Origin of the sequence: Terriglobus sp. ADX1 (genome assembly GCF_036877645.1) — a bacterium.
Lineage (GTDB): Bacteria > Acidobacteriota > Terriglobia > Terriglobales > Acidobacteriaceae > Terriglobus.
Genome location: NZ_JAEDXV010000020.1, coordinates 61,981 through 80,395 on the forward strand (window position 1 = coordinate 61,981; position 18,415 = coordinate 80,395).

The 18,415-nt window shown below is 56.4% G+C and carries 17 protein-coding genes and 1 pseudogene; 5 read left to right on the forward strand and 13 right to left on the reverse strand.

Annotated features, from left to right (window positions below):
* From JAO32_RS13825 to JAO32_RS13845, 5 genes are all read right to left on the reverse strand, one after another.
* Window positions 1–834 carry a TrbG/VirB9 family P-type conjugative transfer protein gene (locus tag JAO32_RS13825; RefSeq protein WP_334241360.1) on the reverse strand — a complete coding sequence of 278 codons (834 nt, stop codon included), beginning with the start codon at window positions 832–834 and terminating at the stop codon, window positions 1–3.
* A 23-nt stretch (window positions 835–857) separates the two neighbouring features.
* Window positions 858–3,227 (reverse strand): VirB4 family type IV secretion system protein, encoded by a 2,370-nt coding sequence (locus JAO32_RS13830; RefSeq protein WP_334241362.1) that lies wholly within the window; start codon window positions 3,225–3,227, stop codon window positions 858–860.
* A complete protein-coding gene (locus JAO32_RS13835; RefSeq protein WP_334241364.1) occupies window positions 3,208–3,471 on the reverse strand; it encodes a VirB3 family type IV secretion system protein in 264 nt (87 codons plus the stop codon). Before JAO32_RS13835 ends, JAO32_RS13830 begins: the two co-directional genes overlap by 20 nt.
* Window positions 3,472–3,485: 14 nt before the next feature.
* Window positions 3,486–3,773, reverse strand: coding sequence for a hypothetical protein (locus JAO32_RS13840; RefSeq protein ID WP_334241366.1), 288 nt, complete (start codon window positions 3,771–3,773; stop codon window positions 3,486–3,488).
* Between the two features lie 209 nt (window positions 3,774–3,982).
* Entirely contained in the window at window positions 3,983–4,999 is a 1,017-nt protein-coding gene (locus JAO32_RS13845; RefSeq protein WP_334241368.1) for a LysR family transcriptional regulator, read from the reverse strand.
* Window positions 5,000–5,672: 673 nt separating this feature from the next.
* Between JAO32_RS13845 and JAO32_RS13850 the strand changes: the two genes are divergently transcribed.
* Window positions 5,673–7,205, forward strand: a complete 1,533-nt coding sequence (locus JAO32_RS13850; RefSeq protein WP_334241370.1) for a recombinase family protein — start codon at window positions 5,673–5,675, stop codon at window positions 7,203–7,205.
* Here JAO32_RS13850 and JAO32_RS13855 read toward each other — a convergent pair.
* Window positions 7,168–8,256: pseudogene (locus JAO32_RS13855) on the reverse strand (YifB family Mg chelatase-like AAA ATPase); the annotation flags it as partial. The gene JAO32_RS13850 and the pseudogene JAO32_RS13855 sit on opposite strands and share 38 nt — an antisense overlap.
* 207 nt (window positions 8,257–8,463) lie before the next feature.
* On the opposite strand from JAO32_RS13855, the gene JAO32_RS13860 reads away from it, so the two are divergent.
* The 4 genes from JAO32_RS13860 (at window position 8,464) to JAO32_RS13875 (ending at window position 13,248) form a co-directional block, all read left to right on the forward strand.
* A complete protein-coding gene (locus tag JAO32_RS13860) occupies window positions 8,464–9,609 on the forward strand; it encodes an acyltransferase family protein (protein WP_334241372.1) in 1,146 nt (381 codons plus the stop codon).
* Between the two features lie 73 nt (window positions 9,610–9,682).
* Window positions 9,683–10,597 (forward strand): HEAT repeat domain-containing protein, encoded by a 915-nt coding sequence (locus JAO32_RS13865; RefSeq protein ID WP_334241374.1) that lies wholly within the window; start codon window positions 9,683–9,685, stop codon window positions 10,595–10,597.
* A 57-nt stretch (window positions 10,598–10,654) separates the two neighbouring features.
* Window positions 10,655–12,085 carry an L-serine ammonia-lyase gene (locus JAO32_RS13870; RefSeq protein ID WP_334241376.1) on the forward strand — a complete coding sequence of 477 codons (1,431 nt, stop codon included), beginning with the start codon at window positions 10,655–10,657 and terminating at the stop codon, window positions 12,083–12,085.
* 440 nt (window positions 12,086–12,525) lie between these two features.
* Window positions 12,526–13,248, forward strand: coding sequence for an RsmE family RNA methyltransferase (locus JAO32_RS13875; protein WP_334241378.1), 723 nt, complete (start codon window positions 12,526–12,528; stop codon window positions 13,246–13,248).
* Window positions 13,249–13,257: 9 nt separating this feature from the next.
* Here JAO32_RS13875 and JAO32_RS13880 read toward each other — a convergent pair whose 3' ends face one another.
* The 7 genes from JAO32_RS13880 to JAO32_RS13910 all read right to left on the reverse strand — a co-directional run bounded on the left by JAO32_RS13880 (window position 13,258) and on the right by JAO32_RS13910 (window position 18,366).
* Window positions 13,258–13,461: a hypothetical protein gene (locus JAO32_RS13880; RefSeq protein ID WP_334241380.1), complete on the reverse strand. Its 204-nt coding sequence runs from the start codon at window positions 13,459–13,461 to the stop codon at window positions 13,258–13,260.
* Between the two features lie 2 nt (window positions 13,462–13,463).
* Window positions 13,464–14,615, reverse strand: coding sequence for a molecular chaperone DnaJ (dnaJ, locus tag JAO32_RS13885; protein WP_334241382.1), 1,152 nt, complete (start codon window positions 14,613–14,615; stop codon window positions 13,464–13,466).
* Window positions 14,616–14,652: 37 nt separating this feature from the next.
* Complete coding sequence (locus tag JAO32_RS13890; RefSeq protein ID WP_334241383.1) at window positions 14,653–15,222, reverse strand: nucleotide exchange factor GrpE; 570 nt, start codon at window positions 15,220–15,222, stop codon at window positions 14,653–14,655.
* Between the two features lie 71 nt (window positions 15,223–15,293).
* Window positions 15,294–16,373: a heat-inducible transcriptional repressor HrcA gene (hrcA, locus tag JAO32_RS13895; RefSeq protein WP_334241385.1), complete on the reverse strand. Its 1,080-nt coding sequence runs from the start codon at window positions 16,371–16,373 to the stop codon at window positions 15,294–15,296.
* Window positions 16,374–16,411: 38 nt separating this feature from the next.
* Window positions 16,412–16,978, reverse strand: coding sequence for an AAA family ATPase (locus JAO32_RS13900; protein WP_334241388.1), 567 nt, complete (start codon window positions 16,976–16,978; stop codon window positions 16,412–16,414).
* Between the two features lie 7 nt (window positions 16,979–16,985).
* On the reverse strand, window positions 16,986–17,819 hold the full coding sequence (locus JAO32_RS13905; protein ID WP_334241390.1) for an Mrp/NBP35 family ATP-binding protein: 834 nt from the start codon (window positions 17,817–17,819) through the stop codon (window positions 16,986–16,988).
* A 28-nt stretch (window positions 17,820–17,847) separates the two neighbouring features.
* On the reverse strand, window positions 17,848–18,366 hold the full coding sequence (locus JAO32_RS13910) for an acyl-CoA thioesterase (protein WP_334241391.1): 519 nt from the start codon (window positions 18,364–18,366) through the stop codon (window positions 17,848–17,850).
* Between the last annotated feature and the right edge of the window lie 49 nt (window positions 18,367–18,415).

Consider the following 18,415-nt stretch of genomic DNA (forward strand, 5'->3'; position numbering starts at 1 on the left):
CTACCGGCCTCCCGCCCGATGGAACTCCACCTTCTGCTTGCCGATGGCCAGGTACCCGTTATCCAGTTGCTTTGGCACCGTGTATAGGCCATTGACGAAATCGAAGTTAATGAGCGAGGGTTTGCCATCCTTCACTTCGTAGAGCGCTGGCGTCTCCTGAAACTGGCCACGCAGATACGTGAACTTGTCGTCGCGCCATATCTGCTGCAGGCCGAGCGCACGGCCTTTGCTGGAGTCCCAGGTGTAATCGAAGTGCAGCGAGCCGGGATACTGGCTGCGGTAGGAATCTTCCTTGGCCTGCTCCGCCTTCAGTTCCGCAGCCTGCGCAGCTTTTGCGGCAATGGCTTCCTGCTTGGCCTTTTCCAGATCGGCGGCAGGCACGAAGACAGGCATCTGCGCGAGACGTTCCTTGGCTGCCTTGTCATTCGGTGCGATCAGCACCTTGGAGTCATAGTGATCGTCGGTTTCCGCAGAGACCTCATGCAACTGCAAGGTGTACTCATTGCCGTGGTCGGAGACGATGTGAACACCCGTTGACGCGTTGGCGATCTTCGGTTTTACGCTGATGAAGCGCGAAGCGACATGGCCCGCATCGAAGACCCAGCCTACGGTATCTCCGGCATAGACGTTGGCGACCTTCTCCTGATCGGGCAGGACGATGAGCGTCGATTGCAACAGCCCAGCCCGCACGACAGGCGGCGTCTCGGTTTCTGAGACGGCAACGGTGCGCGGTGCGCTGGGCTGGAGGGGATGACTGACAGGAGCCGACGCACGGAGCGGCAACACCGCCAGTGTAAGGCTGTAGCCGACGACAATGGGAATAAGTGGCTTCACGGTTTCACGTCCTTTCGTTGTGGTTACAAACTCTCTCCGTAAGCGAAGCGGTCGATGCCTTCGGCCAGACCGTATTTCTCGATCAGCTTCGCGCGGCGCACGCGGTCCTTCGGCTTGGTGGAAACTGCTGCATGCGTGCGCTTGTCGAGATTGAGCCGAATCACCTTGCTCAACCCATCGCGGCGCATGAACAGCGCCTCCCGGTCTTGCAGGCTCTCAAAGAGTGCGAGCTGCTGCTCGTTCATCTTGAACAACTCCGCATACCGTTTGCGGTTGAAGGTCGCATCCTTCAGGAACAGGAACGACGAGCAGGAGTTCACGATGCTGTCAGCGTTCTCGCCCAGGTCTTCCGCAGACTGGCCGATCATGGTGACGCCGCCGAGATTCTTCCGAACCGTCTTGATGGACGACAGCGCTGCATCGAGCAACTGCTTGTTCTTCATGCTGGAGAACAGTTCTTCGATCAGGATGTGCTTGGGTACACCGAGGTTCGCTGGATTGAAAAGGACCTCATTGATGCGCCGCAGAAGCCACACCATCAGAGGCTCGATCAGGTCGGCGTACTGCGCGTTATTCACGCCCTGGAAGTCAAAGCACTGGATACGAGACAGGGATAAGCTGTCTTCTACGTTGTCGAAGATGGCGCTATAGACGCCACGTCCAACCCACTTCGACAGATAACGGTCGAGCTTCTTCGGCAGATAGAGGTTTGAGAGGCGACGGTTCGCCGCGTCGAGCAAGTACATATCCTGCAGGGCCTTGTGGATCACATCATCGTCTTCCGGCTCAAGCTCCGCGCCGCCGTTCGTGAGCAACAGCTTCACAAACGAATACAAGAACTGGACGTTGCTCTCGGTCGGCTCCAGCGTGAACGGGTTCACGCGAGGACCGTCCTTGCCGATGTGGTCTACGCGTCCACCATACAGCTCGACCACGCTCTCATAGCTGCCGCCGATGTCGAAGATGTAGGTGAAGCCGCCGTACTTCTGCTCGTGCGCTAGGGTGACGTTACCTAAGACCGATTTGCCACTGCCGGTAGGCCCGAGAATGAGCTGTACGCGGACGCCATCCACATACGCATCCTGAAAGAACGGCGTGCCGGTTCGTGTCTCGAAGATATTCAGGTACTCCGCATCGAGGTCCTCCGCGTGCGGATGGCCGAGATGTGGGGCGAAGATCGAGGACAAGCGTGCATGATGGTCTTCCGCCAGCCATAACGGGAAGACATTGAACTTGCCGTTGCCAGGAAACATTGCATAGAACGCCGAGAGATTGCCCAGCGTCTCTTCCATCACCTGGGCGCGAGCCTCCACGAAGACGCGATGCACGGAGGGAGCTACGCTACGCAGTGCGTCAGAGCTGCGCGCGGCGACTAGCAGGCGTAGCGAGTATTCTCCCTGTGCTTTCTTGTCCAGTGATCGGACAACTTCACTCAGGTCATCGACCTGAAGATTCGCCGCGCGTGCGCTCGCGCCCTCGTCCAACGAATCCGTATCACGGCCAGCCATCACGCGCGTGAGCACGCCCACCTTGAAGAAGCTGATGAACTTCTCCTGATTGTCGATCTCCTTCCGAATGGTACTCGCAGCCTTGGGTCTCCATGTGGAGCACAGCACGCTGTCCCAGTCCAGGCGTGCAAGGTCAGTGAATAGGCATGGCCGCGAGGCTTCGGGCGTGGCCTTCAAGGAATACATCTGCACATACCGCTTGCCGATGCGGAGATGATCTTCCTTCCATGCGACCGGAGCCTGCACAATCTGGCGGTCTACACCTGTATCACTGCGAAGCTGTCCCTGTTCTGCCCAGTCTTCAAGGTTGAAGAGATACGAGAAGAACTGGAACGTGCGTTGCTTATCGAGCAACTGAAGGCCAAGCGTGTTGCCAAGGTTGCCGATCAGCAAGGATGCCGCCTTCTCCAACTCCGCCAGCATCCGCGTCGTAGATGCGGCATTCTCTTCTGGCTTGCGCTCGAATGCTTTCAGCTTCTCCGGTTCGACGGTCAGGCACCAGTGCAGATCAACGCGACGGAACTGCGCAGATGTTTCAAGGAAGCGCAGACGGTCCTCCACAAACACCTGCGTTACGGGATTTGCATATGTCTTCTGGCGTGGCAGTTCATATCCCGAGCGGACGCGCGTGTACTGGTACAGGCAAGAGCCTTCTGGCAGGCCACGCAATGCGCCTTCGAGCAAGCGACACTGCGCCTCCAGTTGCTGCTCCGTCATGTTTTCTTCATCCACTCCCGTAAGCGTGAACAGGCATCCATAGCCGCCGCCCTTGAGTGCGAAGATGTGGTCATTCACAAACCGCGCGATTGGCACGATGCTGCACGCTGCGCCAGCCTTCGCGAACCACGGAACGGGTTTCATCTGCTCAGTATTTGCGCGGGTCATAGTAGCTCTTCTGCGTGAGGCTCAGGCCCCACAGTTGGAACATCTTCGGGTGTTTACGGACGATCAGCCATGCACCTGCTGCAAGCGCTGGAAACGCGAGCATGGCCGGCAGTCGAAACCCAACGAGGAAAACCGCAGCGCAGACGAATACGATCGCCATCCATGCTGTGAGGTCCAATCCGAGCTTGGCTCGGGGACGATTCAGCGCCTGACTGATTGCCTGTGGTTTTCCCCTTCGGGTCATAGCAGATGCACCTCCTACATCTGCTGGCCAGTCAGCGAGCCGATCCATCCAGCACCCCAACCGAGCACTCCAGCACCGAACAGAGCGCCGAAGAGTCCAGGAACGGCCTCGCTGAAGCGACCGCTCATCATGCGAATGCCCGCGAAGATCAGACCGCCAAGACAGATGACCGCCCCTGCATACATCGCGAAAGTTCGAAAAGTAGCCATGAGCGTGGTTGCGCCAGAGAAGTCCATCGTTCCCTGGGCGTGCGCAACCGGAACAAGAATGAGCGCGAGAATGAACGGGTTTATGGCACGCACGACACGGCTTGTGCGCGCCGGATGAAATTTCGTATGCCTTCTTCGAACAGGACAGGACGTAGCATCGACAACATGTAACGATCTGCAAAACATCGGCACCTCCAGCGACTGAATTCAGTCGGGTATGCCGTGATCATGAGGGAGCGTCCCAACTCGGTCTAATACGTAATTCGTATCGGGTGATCGTCCACAGCTATCAGAGGCGCAAGTCACCGCATGTTTGCTTGTGATTTGCGGTGAGACCCGTACGTGAATTCGCTTGAACTGGCCGGCTTTGGTGGCCGCTTAGGCGGGACAGAACTATCGAACTCCCCGCGATGAAATGCCTCCGCATTGAGAGCATGACGGCGCTTGAGACTCTTCATGACAATCGGGAGCGTCTTCGGATACCGATCCTTCCGATAAATGACGGCCGTATCTACAGTCCAAGAGACACCGGCGATCGGCCTCGTTGTGAGTTCGCTATCGGTGACACTTCCCTCGCGTACGAGTGCAACACCGTGACCTTCTCGCACAAGCATTTGCAGCTCAAATGGGTTTGACGCACGCGAGTGCTCATAGATGTTCACCCCTTGCTCTGCGAGCATTTGCATCAGGCGATCATGGGCATCTGGATGCCGTCGAGGGTGGTAGAGCACGCGTAATCTTCCATCGAGTTCCGCCGCACGTATGGACGCCTTTTGCGCGAGCGGATCATCCGTGCGCAAACATACGACCAGTCGGTCCTGGCGAATGACTTCAAGATGCAGCTCGGGATTCTCCAAGGGAAGCGTAACGATTGCGGCGTCCACGATGCCTGTTAGAACGTCTTCGGCGAGCTGAGATGTATCGTCATGGGTCGGGTGAATCGCACACGACGGAAGCATTTCTTTGTGCAGAGCGCAGAGCTCTCGGAACAACGCTGCGTCCACCCAGGGACTACATCCGAGTTGTATGGAACGGATCTCGCCACGTTCAATCGCTTGCAGGACATCGACGACTTCGTTGCGCATGGTGAGCAGGAATTTCGCCAGCGCGATGAAAGCAATCCCAGTTTCGGTCGGCCTAATGCGACCATTACGCAATCTACGAAAGAGGCGAATCGATGCGTTCTCTTGGAACTGGCGAGCCTGAACGGTGAGATTGGGTTGCGAAGCGTTCAACTCTTCAGCTGCAAGCCGGAACCCCTGTTTTTCTAGGATTGCCAATAAATAACGAAAATGACGAAACTCGGCCCAATCGTACATAGTCTCTGCCTGCGTTAGTAGAGCTACTATCGTTTCGGATCAAGAACTAACGAATAAGGATCGCCTCAGCGATTCTGGCAGACACATTGCACAACAAGCAATGCAGATAGATTTCTTTGGCCAAATTTACGCACGACCGACAACTCTGACTCATGCTTGAGCTTTAACAGCTCTGTTCAAGTGATAACTGGGAACGATCACCTGATAGTTCAAACGTATTGGACTGCGCTTTGCTCGCACTGGAAGGTAATTCAAGAGTGGAAGCCGAGGTAACCAATGATGAAAGCGAATCTCATCCCACCCGTTGGCTCAAGTGGCGTGCCTGAACCACTGAGACAGCATTGTGCCCGAAGCTCGAGCAGAAACAGGAAGAGCTCCGATCCTTACGGAAGCATTTCTGACGCCGAGCACGTGGGTTCCGTGGCGATACAGCACGTTCGAGACAGCGCGAGACTGCGGCGCAGAAAGGCCCTTCCCGAACCGCACGAAGAGCTGGATTATAGAAACAGAGCCAACGATCTCGGTTCTGCTGCAGGGCTAGGTGGACTCCTGCGTACCGCCATCGAAATCGCTGCCCAGCGTCGGACGCTACTTGGAACAATCAGGGCGGCACTGGAGCGCCGCGATCACGCGGAAGTTATTCGCTTGGTCAGCCGGCTCTGTGGAGCGAACAATGAAGAAAGTAGTGGAACTGATTCGGGTTTCAACGGAAGGACAGGCCGCCGAGACAAGCGCCAGCATCCCCGCGCAGCGTAATGTCAATCGCCAGACCGCAGCAGCGTTTGCCTTGACGGTCGTCCGCAGCATCGAGATGTCAGATGTCTCTGGCGCAGCAGTACTGTTCGCGCCTGAAATGAAGGAACTGCTCCGCTTGATCCAGTCGCCTGACATCCATGGGGTGGTGACGAAAGAGTTTTCCCGACTGATGCGTCCGGAAAACTTCTCGGACTACGCTCTGTTGCAGGCATTCGCCGAGAGCAACACGGTGCTCTACCTGCCCGAGGGCCCTCTTGATCTTTCTACGAAGGAGGGGCGTCTCATCGCGCCAATCCGCGCGGCAATCGCCGGACTCGAAAGAACCGAGATTCTTGAACGGGTATGGCATGCCAAGGAAGCAAAGCGGCGCGCGGGAGAGATGCCCCAAAGCGATATCACCCTACCGTTCGGGGTGGGTTACGACCGCGGCACCAATACGTGGTTCTACAAGCCCGAGGCAGAAAAAGTTGGCATCGCGTTTCAAGCATTTCTTGCTGGGGAGACAAGCTACCACTCCATAGGCAAGCGTGTAGGAATTAGTCCTTATGGACTCCGGGTCATGCTTCGAAATCCGATTTATACGGGTTGGCGAGTCATCGACAAGCGCCGTGACCCGTCTGTTGGCGCGCACAAGGCCGGAAAGGACGGCCGACAAGCAGATCGGCGAAAGGTCCGTCGGCGCCCAGAGGACATCATCCGAATCAAAGTCATTGACGAGCCGCTCGTCACGGACACCGACTTCAAGCGCGTTCAGCAAATCATGGACCTAAAGAAAGTGAAACATTGGCGAACTAGGACCGACTACCAGCACCGTTTCACGTACAACAACTTCCTCGTTTGCGATGAGTGCGGATGCGTGATCTACACCCATTTTCGGCGGCGCGACTACTACATATGCTCGGGGAGACAGAAGAAACTCGGCTGCACCTCTCGATACGTCCGGAGAGAACTGATCGAACCGCAACTCGACGAACTATTTTCCATGCGACTGACGGATAAGACCTTTCTGGAAACGATCATCCGTGAATGGAGTTCCCTTACGTCGTCTTCGATCGACGCAAATTCCAGGGAGCGAGTGGAATCTCAAGTGACACATCTGCAGCGCAAACGTGATCGGATCGTTGATTTGTTTGTGGAAGGACTGATTGACCACGAGGAACGGAATCGGAGGCTGGCCTCCGCGGAACGCGATTTAAATCTTTGTATTGAACAACTTGGAAAACTTTCGTCAAAGCAGACGATTGACGCTCGCCAACTCGCCGCTGTGTTCGAGCCATTTTTTGAGTTTCCCTATCTGTCCCGTGATCAGAAGCGAATGATGTTGAGTTCTATTGTTCCTGAGATTCGGATTAAGGGCGGGCAAGCCGTCGGGTTCAAGCTGCTAACTGGCAGCTTTGTCGGCAGTGACGTAAGCCGCACGGGCACGGATTCATTGCCGCCAGCAACATGAACCGCGCCGGGAAACTCAGACTCATCGCCGCACGCGAGATGGTCACCGTGCCGTCTTCCAGCGGCTGACGAAGAACTTCCAACACGTTACGCGGGAACTCCGGCAGTTCGTCCAGAAAGAGCAAGCCGTTGTGTGCAAGCGAAACTTCACCCGGGCGAGGCACCATACCGCCACCGATCAATCCGGCGTCGCTAATAGTGTGGTGCGGCGAACGGAATGGACGATGCGCCACCAACCCTTCGCTGGGTTCGAGTACCCCCGCGACTGAATGAATCTTTGTGGTCTCCAGCGCTTCATTAAACGTGAGTGGAGCAAGAATGGAAGGCAGACGCTTTGCCAGCATGGTCTTGCCGCTGCCGGGGGGTCCAATCATCAGCAGATTATGTCCACCTGCCGCCGCCACTTCCATGGCCCGCTTCGCCGTGTGCTGACCGCGGACATCTTTGAAGTCCAATGGGAAGTGCTGCAGCTCATTCAATACTTCGCCGGGTTGAATCTTCAACGGCTGGGCATGCTTGCCACCAAAGGCAAAGCTGTTCAGCAGTTCGCGAACTTCCGCCAGCGTTCGCACGGGATACACATCCACACCATCGACTACGGCAGCTTCACGCGCGTTTGCTTCCGGCAAAATTACATTGCGGATGCCAAGCTCACGCGCCATCACCGCCATGGGCAGAACACCCGGAACAGCGCGAAGGTTTCCTTCCAATCCGAGTTCTCCCACCAACAGAAAGTCAGACAAATCCTTGATCTGCAGCGAACCGTAAGCGCCGAGAATGCCAATGGCAATGGGAAGGTCAAACCCGGAGCCTTCCTTCTTCAGATCGGCAGGTGCAAGATTGATCGTGATGCGTGTGGGTGGGAGATCGAATCCAGAATTCTTGATGGCAGCCCGGACGCGATCACGGCTTTCGCGCACGGCAGCATCCGGCAATCCGACCGTGCTGAAGGTGGCGTCCTTCATGCTCATCACACCGGAAAAATCTACTTCTACATCAATGGGGTGGGCATCAATGCCATACACGGCTGCGCTGCGCGATTTGAACAACATGATTGTTTGGGGATGTCTCCGACTGGCAGTGTACTTGGAGCCATAGGATTCCGTTGGCAGAAACCGCAACAGGCATCCGCAGAAGCATCACGCCGTGAGCACTCATTCTGATTGTGCCCCGGTTACATTTGTTCTCTATAGTGGAGAAACACGCGCAACGCGGTAGCGTCGAGCCGTTTCCCGAATCGGGACGCGAAGGAGCAATCGTTGTCGGACCTATCGACTTCAAAGAGTACCGCGGAAATTGTTGCCCCTTCCGTTGGCCCACAGGAAACGAAGCAGAAGATCTATTCCATCCAGCACCTGCGTTGGTTTGCGGCCACGCTGGTAGTGATGCGTCATACGCTGGGACATTTTCCGGATGAGTTGACCTTCCGCCATTACCTCACGCGTTCCGGTGAGTTTGGCGTGGACATCTTCTTTGTCATCTCCGGCTTCATCCTTTGGTACATCTCCGCGCAGTCGCGGCCACGGCCTGTTCCTTTTCTGCTGAATCGCATCACGCGTATCTATCCTCCGTACTGGTTCTTTACGATTGCCATGGTTGCTACGGCGATCGTGCTTCCGAAGGCATTTCGCTTTGCCTATGTGAAGCCGCTCTTCGTGGTGAAATCGCTGCTTCTGTTTCCTGCGTGGCATCCGATACTGCACGACATCAATCCGGTGCTCCCGATTGGATGGACGCTTCAGTATGAGGCGTTCTTTTATCTGCTATTCGCAGTGTTGCTCTTGTTGCCTCCTTCACGACGTCTTCTAGGGAACCTTGCAGCGCTTGTTCTGCTGGTCACGCTGGGACGGTTGATTCACTTCAATAGTCCGCCATTGCATGTGTATACCGACTTGCCTCTGCTGGAGTTTGGAGCGGGTATGGTCATCGGGGCGCTCTATGAGAAACGCCGCCTGGTTCCATCCTCAGTGGGTGTCGCCATGGCAGGTATCGCTCTTATCTGGATGTATCCCATGACAAAATTCGTTGGCACCAGTTACCGCCCCCTGGCGTGGGGACCGCCTGCAGCGCTGCTGGTCTACGGCATCCTCAGCGCAGAGTACGGTACGCGCACGGCCTGGAACCTGCGGTTGCTGGAGCTACTGGGAGATGCCTCGTATTCCCTCTATCTCTGTCACCTTTTTGCACTCGGCGCACTGCGAATGGTCTGGAAGCCTTTCCCGCAATTCGGAACAACATCATGTGTGCTGTATGTTTTGGCGGGTATATCGCTGTCAACCATCCTGGGATTGTTAAGTCACATCTATCTGGAAAAGCCATTGGTGAACGCGATGCGTCGTGCTGTGGAACCCCTTCTTAAGAAAGAGAAGTCCACGAAAGTTTTTTCTGTTGCGACGCGCGCCTGAGGGTGCACCATCTTAGGTGTCTATGAAACGCTTACTGCCGCACTCGCAATCCATGAATGACGGAAAGGATTCCATGCCTCGGTTTTATATTCCTGCCTTACTTGCCTTCGCCCTCCTATCAGCGACACATCCAATCCATGCACAGTCATCCTCCGCAGACGGGAGCGTTGTGGGAGCATCTGATGAAAGCAGCCCACAGATGTTACGGGATGCCGCATGGTCACGACTGGAAGATGGCGTTACAGGCACAAAGAACACCGATACGCGCATCGCCGCCATCTCTGCGCTGTCCATGCTCGGTGGACAACAGCGCGCAGAGAAACTAATCGGCAACTGTCTGCACGATCCGGATAGTGATGTTCGACTGGCTGCGATTGTGGCCGCTGGAGAACTCATGAAGAACGGTAGCGCAAATGTATTTTCCAATGAACTGCGCGGACAGTTGAACGATCAGGACCCCAAAATCGTCTTCACAACAGCCAGCACACTATGGAAGCTGGGCGATCCTTCGGGAGAAGACATTCTATTGGCCGTCTCAGAAGGCGAACGTTCGGGCGATTACAACTTCTGGAAGGGCAGCACACACCAGGCGAACCGGACATTACACAATCCCATCGCACTCATGAAGATTGCAGCGCAACAAAGCGTCGCCATCCTGGTGCCCCCGGTTGGTATCGGAATGGGTGCCTATAACTACCTCAAAGGGTCCGGAGGCGTCTCTCCGCAGATCACTGCGATCACTGAGATTGGCAAGGCTCACACAGATCCCGCCAAAATCGCGCTGATTGAAGCCACCAAAACGAAGGATCCTGGCGCACGCCTGAGCGCCGCCGAAGCACTGGCAAACTATCGCGGGGCCGACGTCACCGCCGCGCTTCACAACCTGCTGAACGATGACAAGGAAAACGTACGTTTCATCGCGAACGCCGCCTACATCCGTCAGACCACGACGCCCGGCGCCACATCGCCGACAAAGCACAAGAAATAACTCCAGCCCATCGGAGCGGAACAAAAGAGACTGGCCCGCAGCGCCTAGAATAGCGCTGTGACCAGTCTCTTTGAACTTTTCAAGATCGGTATCGGCCCTTCCAGTTCGCACACCGTCGCCCCCATGCGCGCAGCCCAGGCATTTCTTCGTGGCTTGCAACGAGCAAATGCGTTTGACGATGTGCAACGCGTACAGATTGATCTGTACGGCTCGTTGGCTTTGACTGGCATAGGACACGGAACTGATTCCGCAGTACTGACAGGCCTTGCAGGCGAGATGCCGGACACCATTGACCCGGAACACCACAAAACCATACTGCTTGAAGCTGGGGAAGGCGTCCTGCTGTTTGGTGGGACGAGGCGCATTCCCTTTCAACGTGAGCGCGATCTGCTCTTTCACAAAAACCAGATGTATCCCGATGCCGATGTGATCACACATCCGAACGGCGTACGCTTCAGCGCATTCGATGAGGCGGGTAACAAGCTGGCCGATGAAGTTTTCTATTCCATCGGTGGTGGCTTCATCGTGACGGCAGAACGATTCTCGGCAAGCGGCGCAGCTACTCCCGAATCGTCGCGCGATATTCCCTACAATTTTCGCAGCGCAGCAGAGTTGTTGGCGTCCGCGGCTACAGCAAACATCACCATTGCAGAGTTGGTCTTCGCAAATGAAGTCGCGATGGTCGACGATCGGAAAATTCTGCGGCCACGTGTAGAGAGCACCGGCGACGCAACGACCGATGTACGTAACGGCATACTCGCTCTATGGGCTGTGATGGACGACACCATTCAACGCGGCATGCTGAACGAAGGCACACTACCCGGAGGCCTGCAGGTACGCCGACGTGCGCCACGCCTCTCTGCACGTCTACACGAGAAGGGTTCATCCGATCCGTTGGCACCGCTGGATTGGGTCACCGTCTTCGCGATGGCTGTGAATGAAGAGAACGCCGCTGGTGGACGCGTGGTAACAGCACCCACGAATGGAGCCGCTGGTGTAGTGCCAGCAGTTGCTCGCTACTATCAAGACTTTATCCCTGGAGCCAATGAGGACGGGCTCCTGCGTTACTTCCTTACGGCTGCAGCCATCGGGATTTTATACAAGGAGAATGCATCGATCTCCGGTGCGGAAGTTGGATGCCAGGGCGAAGTCGGTGTAGCGTGCAGCATGGCTGCAGGTGGACTCGTCGCAGCGTTGAATGGAACCAACGCTCAGGTGGAACACGCCGCCGAGATTGCCATGGAACACAACCTGGGCATGACCTGCGACCCCATCGGTGGCCTTGTGCAAATCCCGTGCATTGAGCGAAACGGCATGGGCGCCGTGAAGGCCGTAAACGCCGCACGCATGTCCATGAACGAACTCGACGAACACAAGGTTTCGCTCGATCAGGTGATCCGCACCATGTACCAGACCGGACTCGATATGCAGTCGCGCTACAAAGAAACGTCACTCGCCGGACTCGCGTTGAACGTCATTGAATGCTAACGAAAGCCGCATGGATATTGGGCGAAATGAATATCATTTACGATGAATAATCTCTGAGTGCGATGTTTTTGCATCGCACTCAGCATGTAATTTCGTAAACGAAACGAAGCATCGCAACAGGCTTTCAAGTCACGATCCCTCTCTTCCTTTTGTTCAACGCATGCACACGAGACGCTGCAAAGGAACTTTTCCGTCTCAGCTTTATAAACTTTTTTGTTGACACTCTTCGCACGTGCTTCTATACATTCGTTAGCTGCAACATTTGAGTGCGGCGCGCAGTCTTCTCACTCAGGGAGAGTAGGCAAGACGGCAAGACAATGCGAAGCGGTGGCAAAGGCCGCAACGCAACAAGGCAAAGCAACTTCAAGCGGGGAGCGCGAAAGCGCTCCCCGCGTTGCGTTTACGCATGAATTTGCATCACTCGCTACACTGAAACAGTTATGACTCGTCGCCGATGGATTGCCGATACATGGAACAAAGAACGCACCGAAGCCGCACTTACTGGCGATCAAGCCGCGCATCTTGCGCGTGTGCTCCGTGCACAGCCCGGACAGATTTTTGATGTCGTAGCGGATGGTTTTTTGCATCGCGCCGAAGTAAAGAGTGTTCGTGACGACGAAGTCACTTTCACGCTCCATGAAGAACAGGAAGCAGAAGTCGCTCTCCCCGTTCATCTGCTGCTTGCCGTCTTCAAGTTCGATCACCTGGAATGGGCGATTGAAAAGGCTACAGAGCTTGGTGCGGCTCGCATTACGCCTGTGCTTGCACGACGCACGGAAAAGCATCTGTCACAGGCTGCGGCAAAACGTGTGGAGCGCTGGAGACGCATCGTTCGCGAAGCATCGCAGCAATCGCGGCGCACGGATATCCCCGAAGTCGATGATCCCGTAACGCTGAAGCAGTTTCTCCCCTCGGTGGATGCAAACGTGAAGTTGCTACTGGCAGAGACAGAAGAAGAGAACACCATCCGCGCTGCTCTTGAAGCAGCGCCCTCCAACGCAAGCATTGCGCTGGCGATTGGGCCCGAAGGCGGATGGACTGCCGATGAGATGCAACTCTTCCGCGACAGCGGATGGCAGCATGTGACGCTGGGGCCACGCATTCTGCGCGCAGAAACAGCAGCGATCGCGGGACTCGCGATCGCTGCGGCATTACGTTCCTGATGTGAGTGGTTATTCGCGGCCAAGTAAGGCCATAAGGACAAAAGTGACGAGCAGACAGAAGATGCCTGCTCCAAGCGCTGGCCAATGAATGGTCCAGATGACGGGATGCAGCGAACTCGTTTCACCCCAGCCCGGATCACGCGTGATGCCGAAATGCAGGATCAACGCCATGCCGAGTACTGCCACCGCCATCTGTCCCACGCGTAGCAACATGGTTAGCTGAACATCTCCTTCATGCGATCCATGAAACTGTGCGATTGCGGAGCGTTGTCCGTGGTCATGGTCTGACTAAGTTCCTTCAGCAGTTCTTTCTGCTTCTTCGTCAGCTTGTTCGGCGTTTGCACGCGAACCTCTACGATCAGGTCGCCCTTACCGTGGCTGTTCAGGTGTGGCACGCCTTTGCCCTTGATGCGGAAGCTCTTGCCACTCTGCGTTCCTTCCGGAACCTTCAGTACAGCCACACCTTCCAGCGTTTCAATCTCAAGCTCGTCACCCAACGCAGCCTGCGGGAAGCTGACCGGCACCACGCAGTGCAGATCGTCACCATCGCGCTGGAAGAACTTGTGCGCCTTTACGTGCAGTTCCACGTAGAGGTCTCCAGCAGGACCACCCAGCTTTCCTGCTTCGCCTTCACCCTGATAGCGAATACGCGTGCCATCTTCAACACCCGCGGGAACCTTCACATTAATGGTGTGCTCGCGACCTACGCGGCTTTCGCCGCGGCAGGTCTGGCATGGGTCGGTGACATTAACGCCGCTGCCTTCGCATTTGGGGCACGGACGCGCAACGGAGAAGAAGCCCTGCTGGTAACGCACCTGTCCTGCGCCACGGCACTGCGAACATGTCACAGGCTGCTTGCCATTCGCAGAGCCGGTACCGCTGCAGTCTTCGCAGGTTTCCTGACGTCTGATCTTGATCTCCTGCTCTTTGCCGAAGACCGCTTCTTCAAACTCCATGGTCATGTCGTACTTCAGATCGCGGCCACGCTGCGCACGCGACTGACGACGACCACCACCACCGCCGCCGAACATCTCGCCAAAGATATCGCCGAAGATGTCGCCCAAATCTTGCGGGTCGCCGCTGAAGCCACCAAAGCCTCCAGGGAATCCGCCACCCTGCGATGCGGCACCGCCAAAGCCTGCGTGACCATAACGGTCATACGCCGCACGCTTCTGCGGGTCACTCAGGATGCCGTAGGCCTCACTGCATTCCTTGAACTTCTCTTCTGCCGACTTATCGCCGGGGTTGCGGTCTGGATGAAACTGCATGGCCAGCTTGCGATAGGAAGTTTTAATCTCCTGATCCGTTGCCGTCCTTGTGACCTGCAATACCTCGTAATAATCAGCTTTCACCGTGGCTCCTGCCAAAGTTCCCTCTCAATCCTTACTGCAACAACAGCAATGCTTACGCCTGATGCGTCTGAGTATTTTTTGCTACACGCACCAGTGCGGGGCGCAGCAGGCGCTCCTTGATGCGGTAGCCCTTACGGATTTCGTCCACCACAGCATCGTCCGGATGCTCAGCCGTTTCCACGGAACCGAGCGCCTCCATCGTGCGCGGGTCAAACTGCTGGCCAACGGTCTCCACTGCCGTCACGCCAAGATTGCGGACGGCATCATCCAACTGCTTGGCGATGAGTTCAATGCCCGCACGAAATTGCTCCGGAGATCCTGTCGACTTCAGCGCGAGTTGGAAATTATCCAGCACGCCGAGAAATCCTTCTGCAGCGTTCCCCACGGCGTAATCGCGAAACTCGGCGCGCTCCTTGGCTTCACGCTTGCGGGCGTTGTCAAACTCTGCCTGCAGACGCGCCAGGCGATCGGCATACTGATCGCGCTCGCCTTTGATCTGATCGTATTCGCTCTGCAACACGGTAACCGCCTCCGCTTCTGCGGCAGTGTTGCTCTCTTCCGCTTCCGCCGCGCTTACCATCTCCTGATCCGTTGCTGCAGTTGTTTCTTCTGATCCCTTCATGCCTATCCACTTCCTATATCGATCTGCAAACATCTCAAAGCCTGTCTTAACACGGTGCGCAAATGCGTTCGTTATGACGGATTGCCAGTGTCGTTTCCGGCCTGCGCAAACATCTGCGCCACGTACCCCACGGCGTTGATGGTGTTCTCGTAATGCATGCGCTGCGTCGCCAGCACACCTACCGTGCCGCGCACCGTGCCATCCACCACGGCAGGCGCGGCAACCAGCACCATGCCCTGCATCTCTGGCACGCACTCTTCCATATTGAAGATCACGCGCACGCTGCGCTCTTCCGAATTCACATACGCCGTTAGCAGGGCGACGACGCGTTCCTTCGCTTCCAGCGCTGCCAGCATCTCGCGCAACCGCACACCGTCCTTATCGGCAGCGCCCAGCAGGTTTGAGACACCTTCCACATAGACGCTCTGTCCCAACGATCGGTCGTCCGGCACTGCGCGCGACCACAACTCCTCCGCGGCCTGCAACAGTCGCTGATACTCGCTGCGTTCACGTTCGGCACGCGCGGCAATCTCTGCACGCACACGCTCTACATCCCATCCACGGAAGTTCTCGTTCAGATACCGCGACGCAGTTTCCAGATCACTCATGGAAAGATCGCGCTCCAGCAAAAGCACACGATCCCGCACCGCGCCGCTACGCGTGACAACAACTGCAAGCACCTTCTTCAATGCCAACCGCTGAAAGTGAACATGCTCCAAAAGATCACCAGGCTGCGCAGTTGCCAACGCCAGTCCCACACCACTGGACAACGCAGCAAGTACCTGCGGCGTGCGTTCAAAGAACGCTCCAATGCCACCAAGACCCTGCAACTGCGCGTCAATCTGTGTGCGCGATTCCACTGGAAGCCAACGAGGCGCAATACGGTTCGCTCCGCGAATCTGTTCCACATGCAAGCGAAACGCTCGAGCCGTGGGAATGCGTCCTGCTGATGTGTGCGGCTGTTCCAACATGCCCGCATCGGCCAGCTCCGACATCACATTGCGAACCGTAGCCGAACTCAATCCACTAACAGTCGCAATCGCCTGCGATGCCACCGGTTCACCGGTCTGCACGTACAGTTCAATGGCGGCAGCCAGAATCGCCTGCTGCCGCGCATGCAAACCCCAGCCGGTTTCGCGCAGATCCGCCATCGATTTTTATTTTACCGTGTCCGCAGCCCAAATATGAGTCAAAGAGACGCAACCTTGACGCGTGAAATATCGGCCAGGTGATTCAGCACGAATTCCGCTCTTTGCTTAACGTCTGTAAGCGGTAGGAAAGTGATCTCGTAACCACATTCCTCGTAAATACTTAACATCAATTCCGAAGTCCGTACAGCTTCTGCAAATTCCTGTCGCCGCTCATCGTCAGCCGCATAAATCTCCTCCCAAGCGGGCGCAAAGAAGACGGTACGGGAATACCGATACTGTCTGCATGCGGCAGCAACCGCGGTTTCCTCAAACCCGCATAACCGCGCATAACAGAGTGTGTCCGGAATGCCACGGTCGCAGACTGCAGCACCGGAATCCATCTCGTTCTCAAACGAACGGATGGAGCGCTCCAGCATCAACTCTGTATAAGCCTCACGGTCAGCCCACGGAAGAGCAGTCCCTCCGGAAGCCACCTCCTCCTGAATGATCTGACGAGCAACTTCAGGAACCGTGCGCATGCCGCGATGTTCCAGTTCCTTCAGCAGAGTTGTCTTCCCTGCTCCGGGACCACCTGTCAAAACGAAGAGATGCGGTTTGGAAATCATGCTGGAGCTAGTTGATCTCCAGCACGTCCTGCGATTCTTCCTGCACTTCCTCGACACGCTCCATTACCTCGCGAGCGATATCGAAGTAAGCCTTCGCGCGTGCATCATCTTCACCAGCGAGCGATACAGGCAAACCGCGATCACCACCAGCGCGAATCGCCGGATCAAGATCAACCGAGCCGAGGAACGGCAGGTTGTACTGGCGTGCTGTGCTCGCGGTGCCGCCTGCGCCAAAGACGTCGATAACTTCGCCGTTGGGCAAACGCATCTGAGACATATTCTCAACCAGGCCAAGTACTTCAACGTTCACCTGGTGGAACATCTCCAGCGCCTTGCGAGCATCCTGCAGTGCGACACCTGACCCCGTCGATACAACAACTGCGCCTGTCAGCGGCACTGTCTGCACCAGCGAGATCACAACATCGCCTGTTCCCGGAGGCAGATCGACGATCAGGTAATCCAGCTCGCCCCACTTCACCTGCTGCAAAAACTGGCGGATGATCTGATGGAGCATAGGTCCACGCATGACCAGGGGCTTATCGCCGGGCGAAATCAGCCCCACAGAGATAAACTTCACACCGAAGCTCTCCAACGGTTCCATCATGGAGTCTTCTGTGACCGACGGCTGGCGCGTCTGGCCCATCATCGTCGGCACATTCGGGCCGTAGATGTCGGCGTCAATCAATCCAACGCGCTTGCCCAGTTTGGCCAGTGCAATCGCCAGATTCACACTGACGGTGGTTTTGCCCACGCCGCCCTTGCCGCTGCCTACTGCCACCACTGCGCCGATTCCCGGCAACGCCTGCGGCCCCTGCGGCGCGCCCTGTCCCATGTGTCCCATCGTTCTTCCTGTCTAAAAATCGTTCTGACTAAACGTGCCAGTCACTGGTAAGAATCTTGCGCAAATCGCGCTTCCGTTGCGTCTCGTCCGCGCGACTTTCGCGACGACGCAGAGCATCTTCGTAGCGCCGTTTCTGGTGCTCCGTCTCCGGTATCACCGGATCGACCACGACCGGCGTTCCTGTCTGATCCACGGCGACATACGTGATGTATGCCGTGGACACATGGCGCAGAAGCCGCGTCTTCGGATCTTCCACCATGGCTTTCACGCCTACTTCCATGCTGCTCTTAAAGGCGCGATTCACACTGGCCTTCAGGATAAGCAAATCGCCGACATGAACAGGCGCGACAAAATCCAGATGATCCATGCTCGCGGTGACAACAGCCGTGGAACGCGCATGACGATACGCAGCCACCGCACCGACAAGGTCGATAAACTGCATCAGCCTCCCGCCAAAGAGATTGCCGAGCGAGTTTGCATCGCCGGGAAAGATAATCTCGCTGCGTTCTGCCTGAGACTCCGCTACCGTCCTGTGCCGATCTTCCATCGTTTACCAGTGTACGACCGCTTGCCGTGCTGTGCTGTTCCAGCGTCCA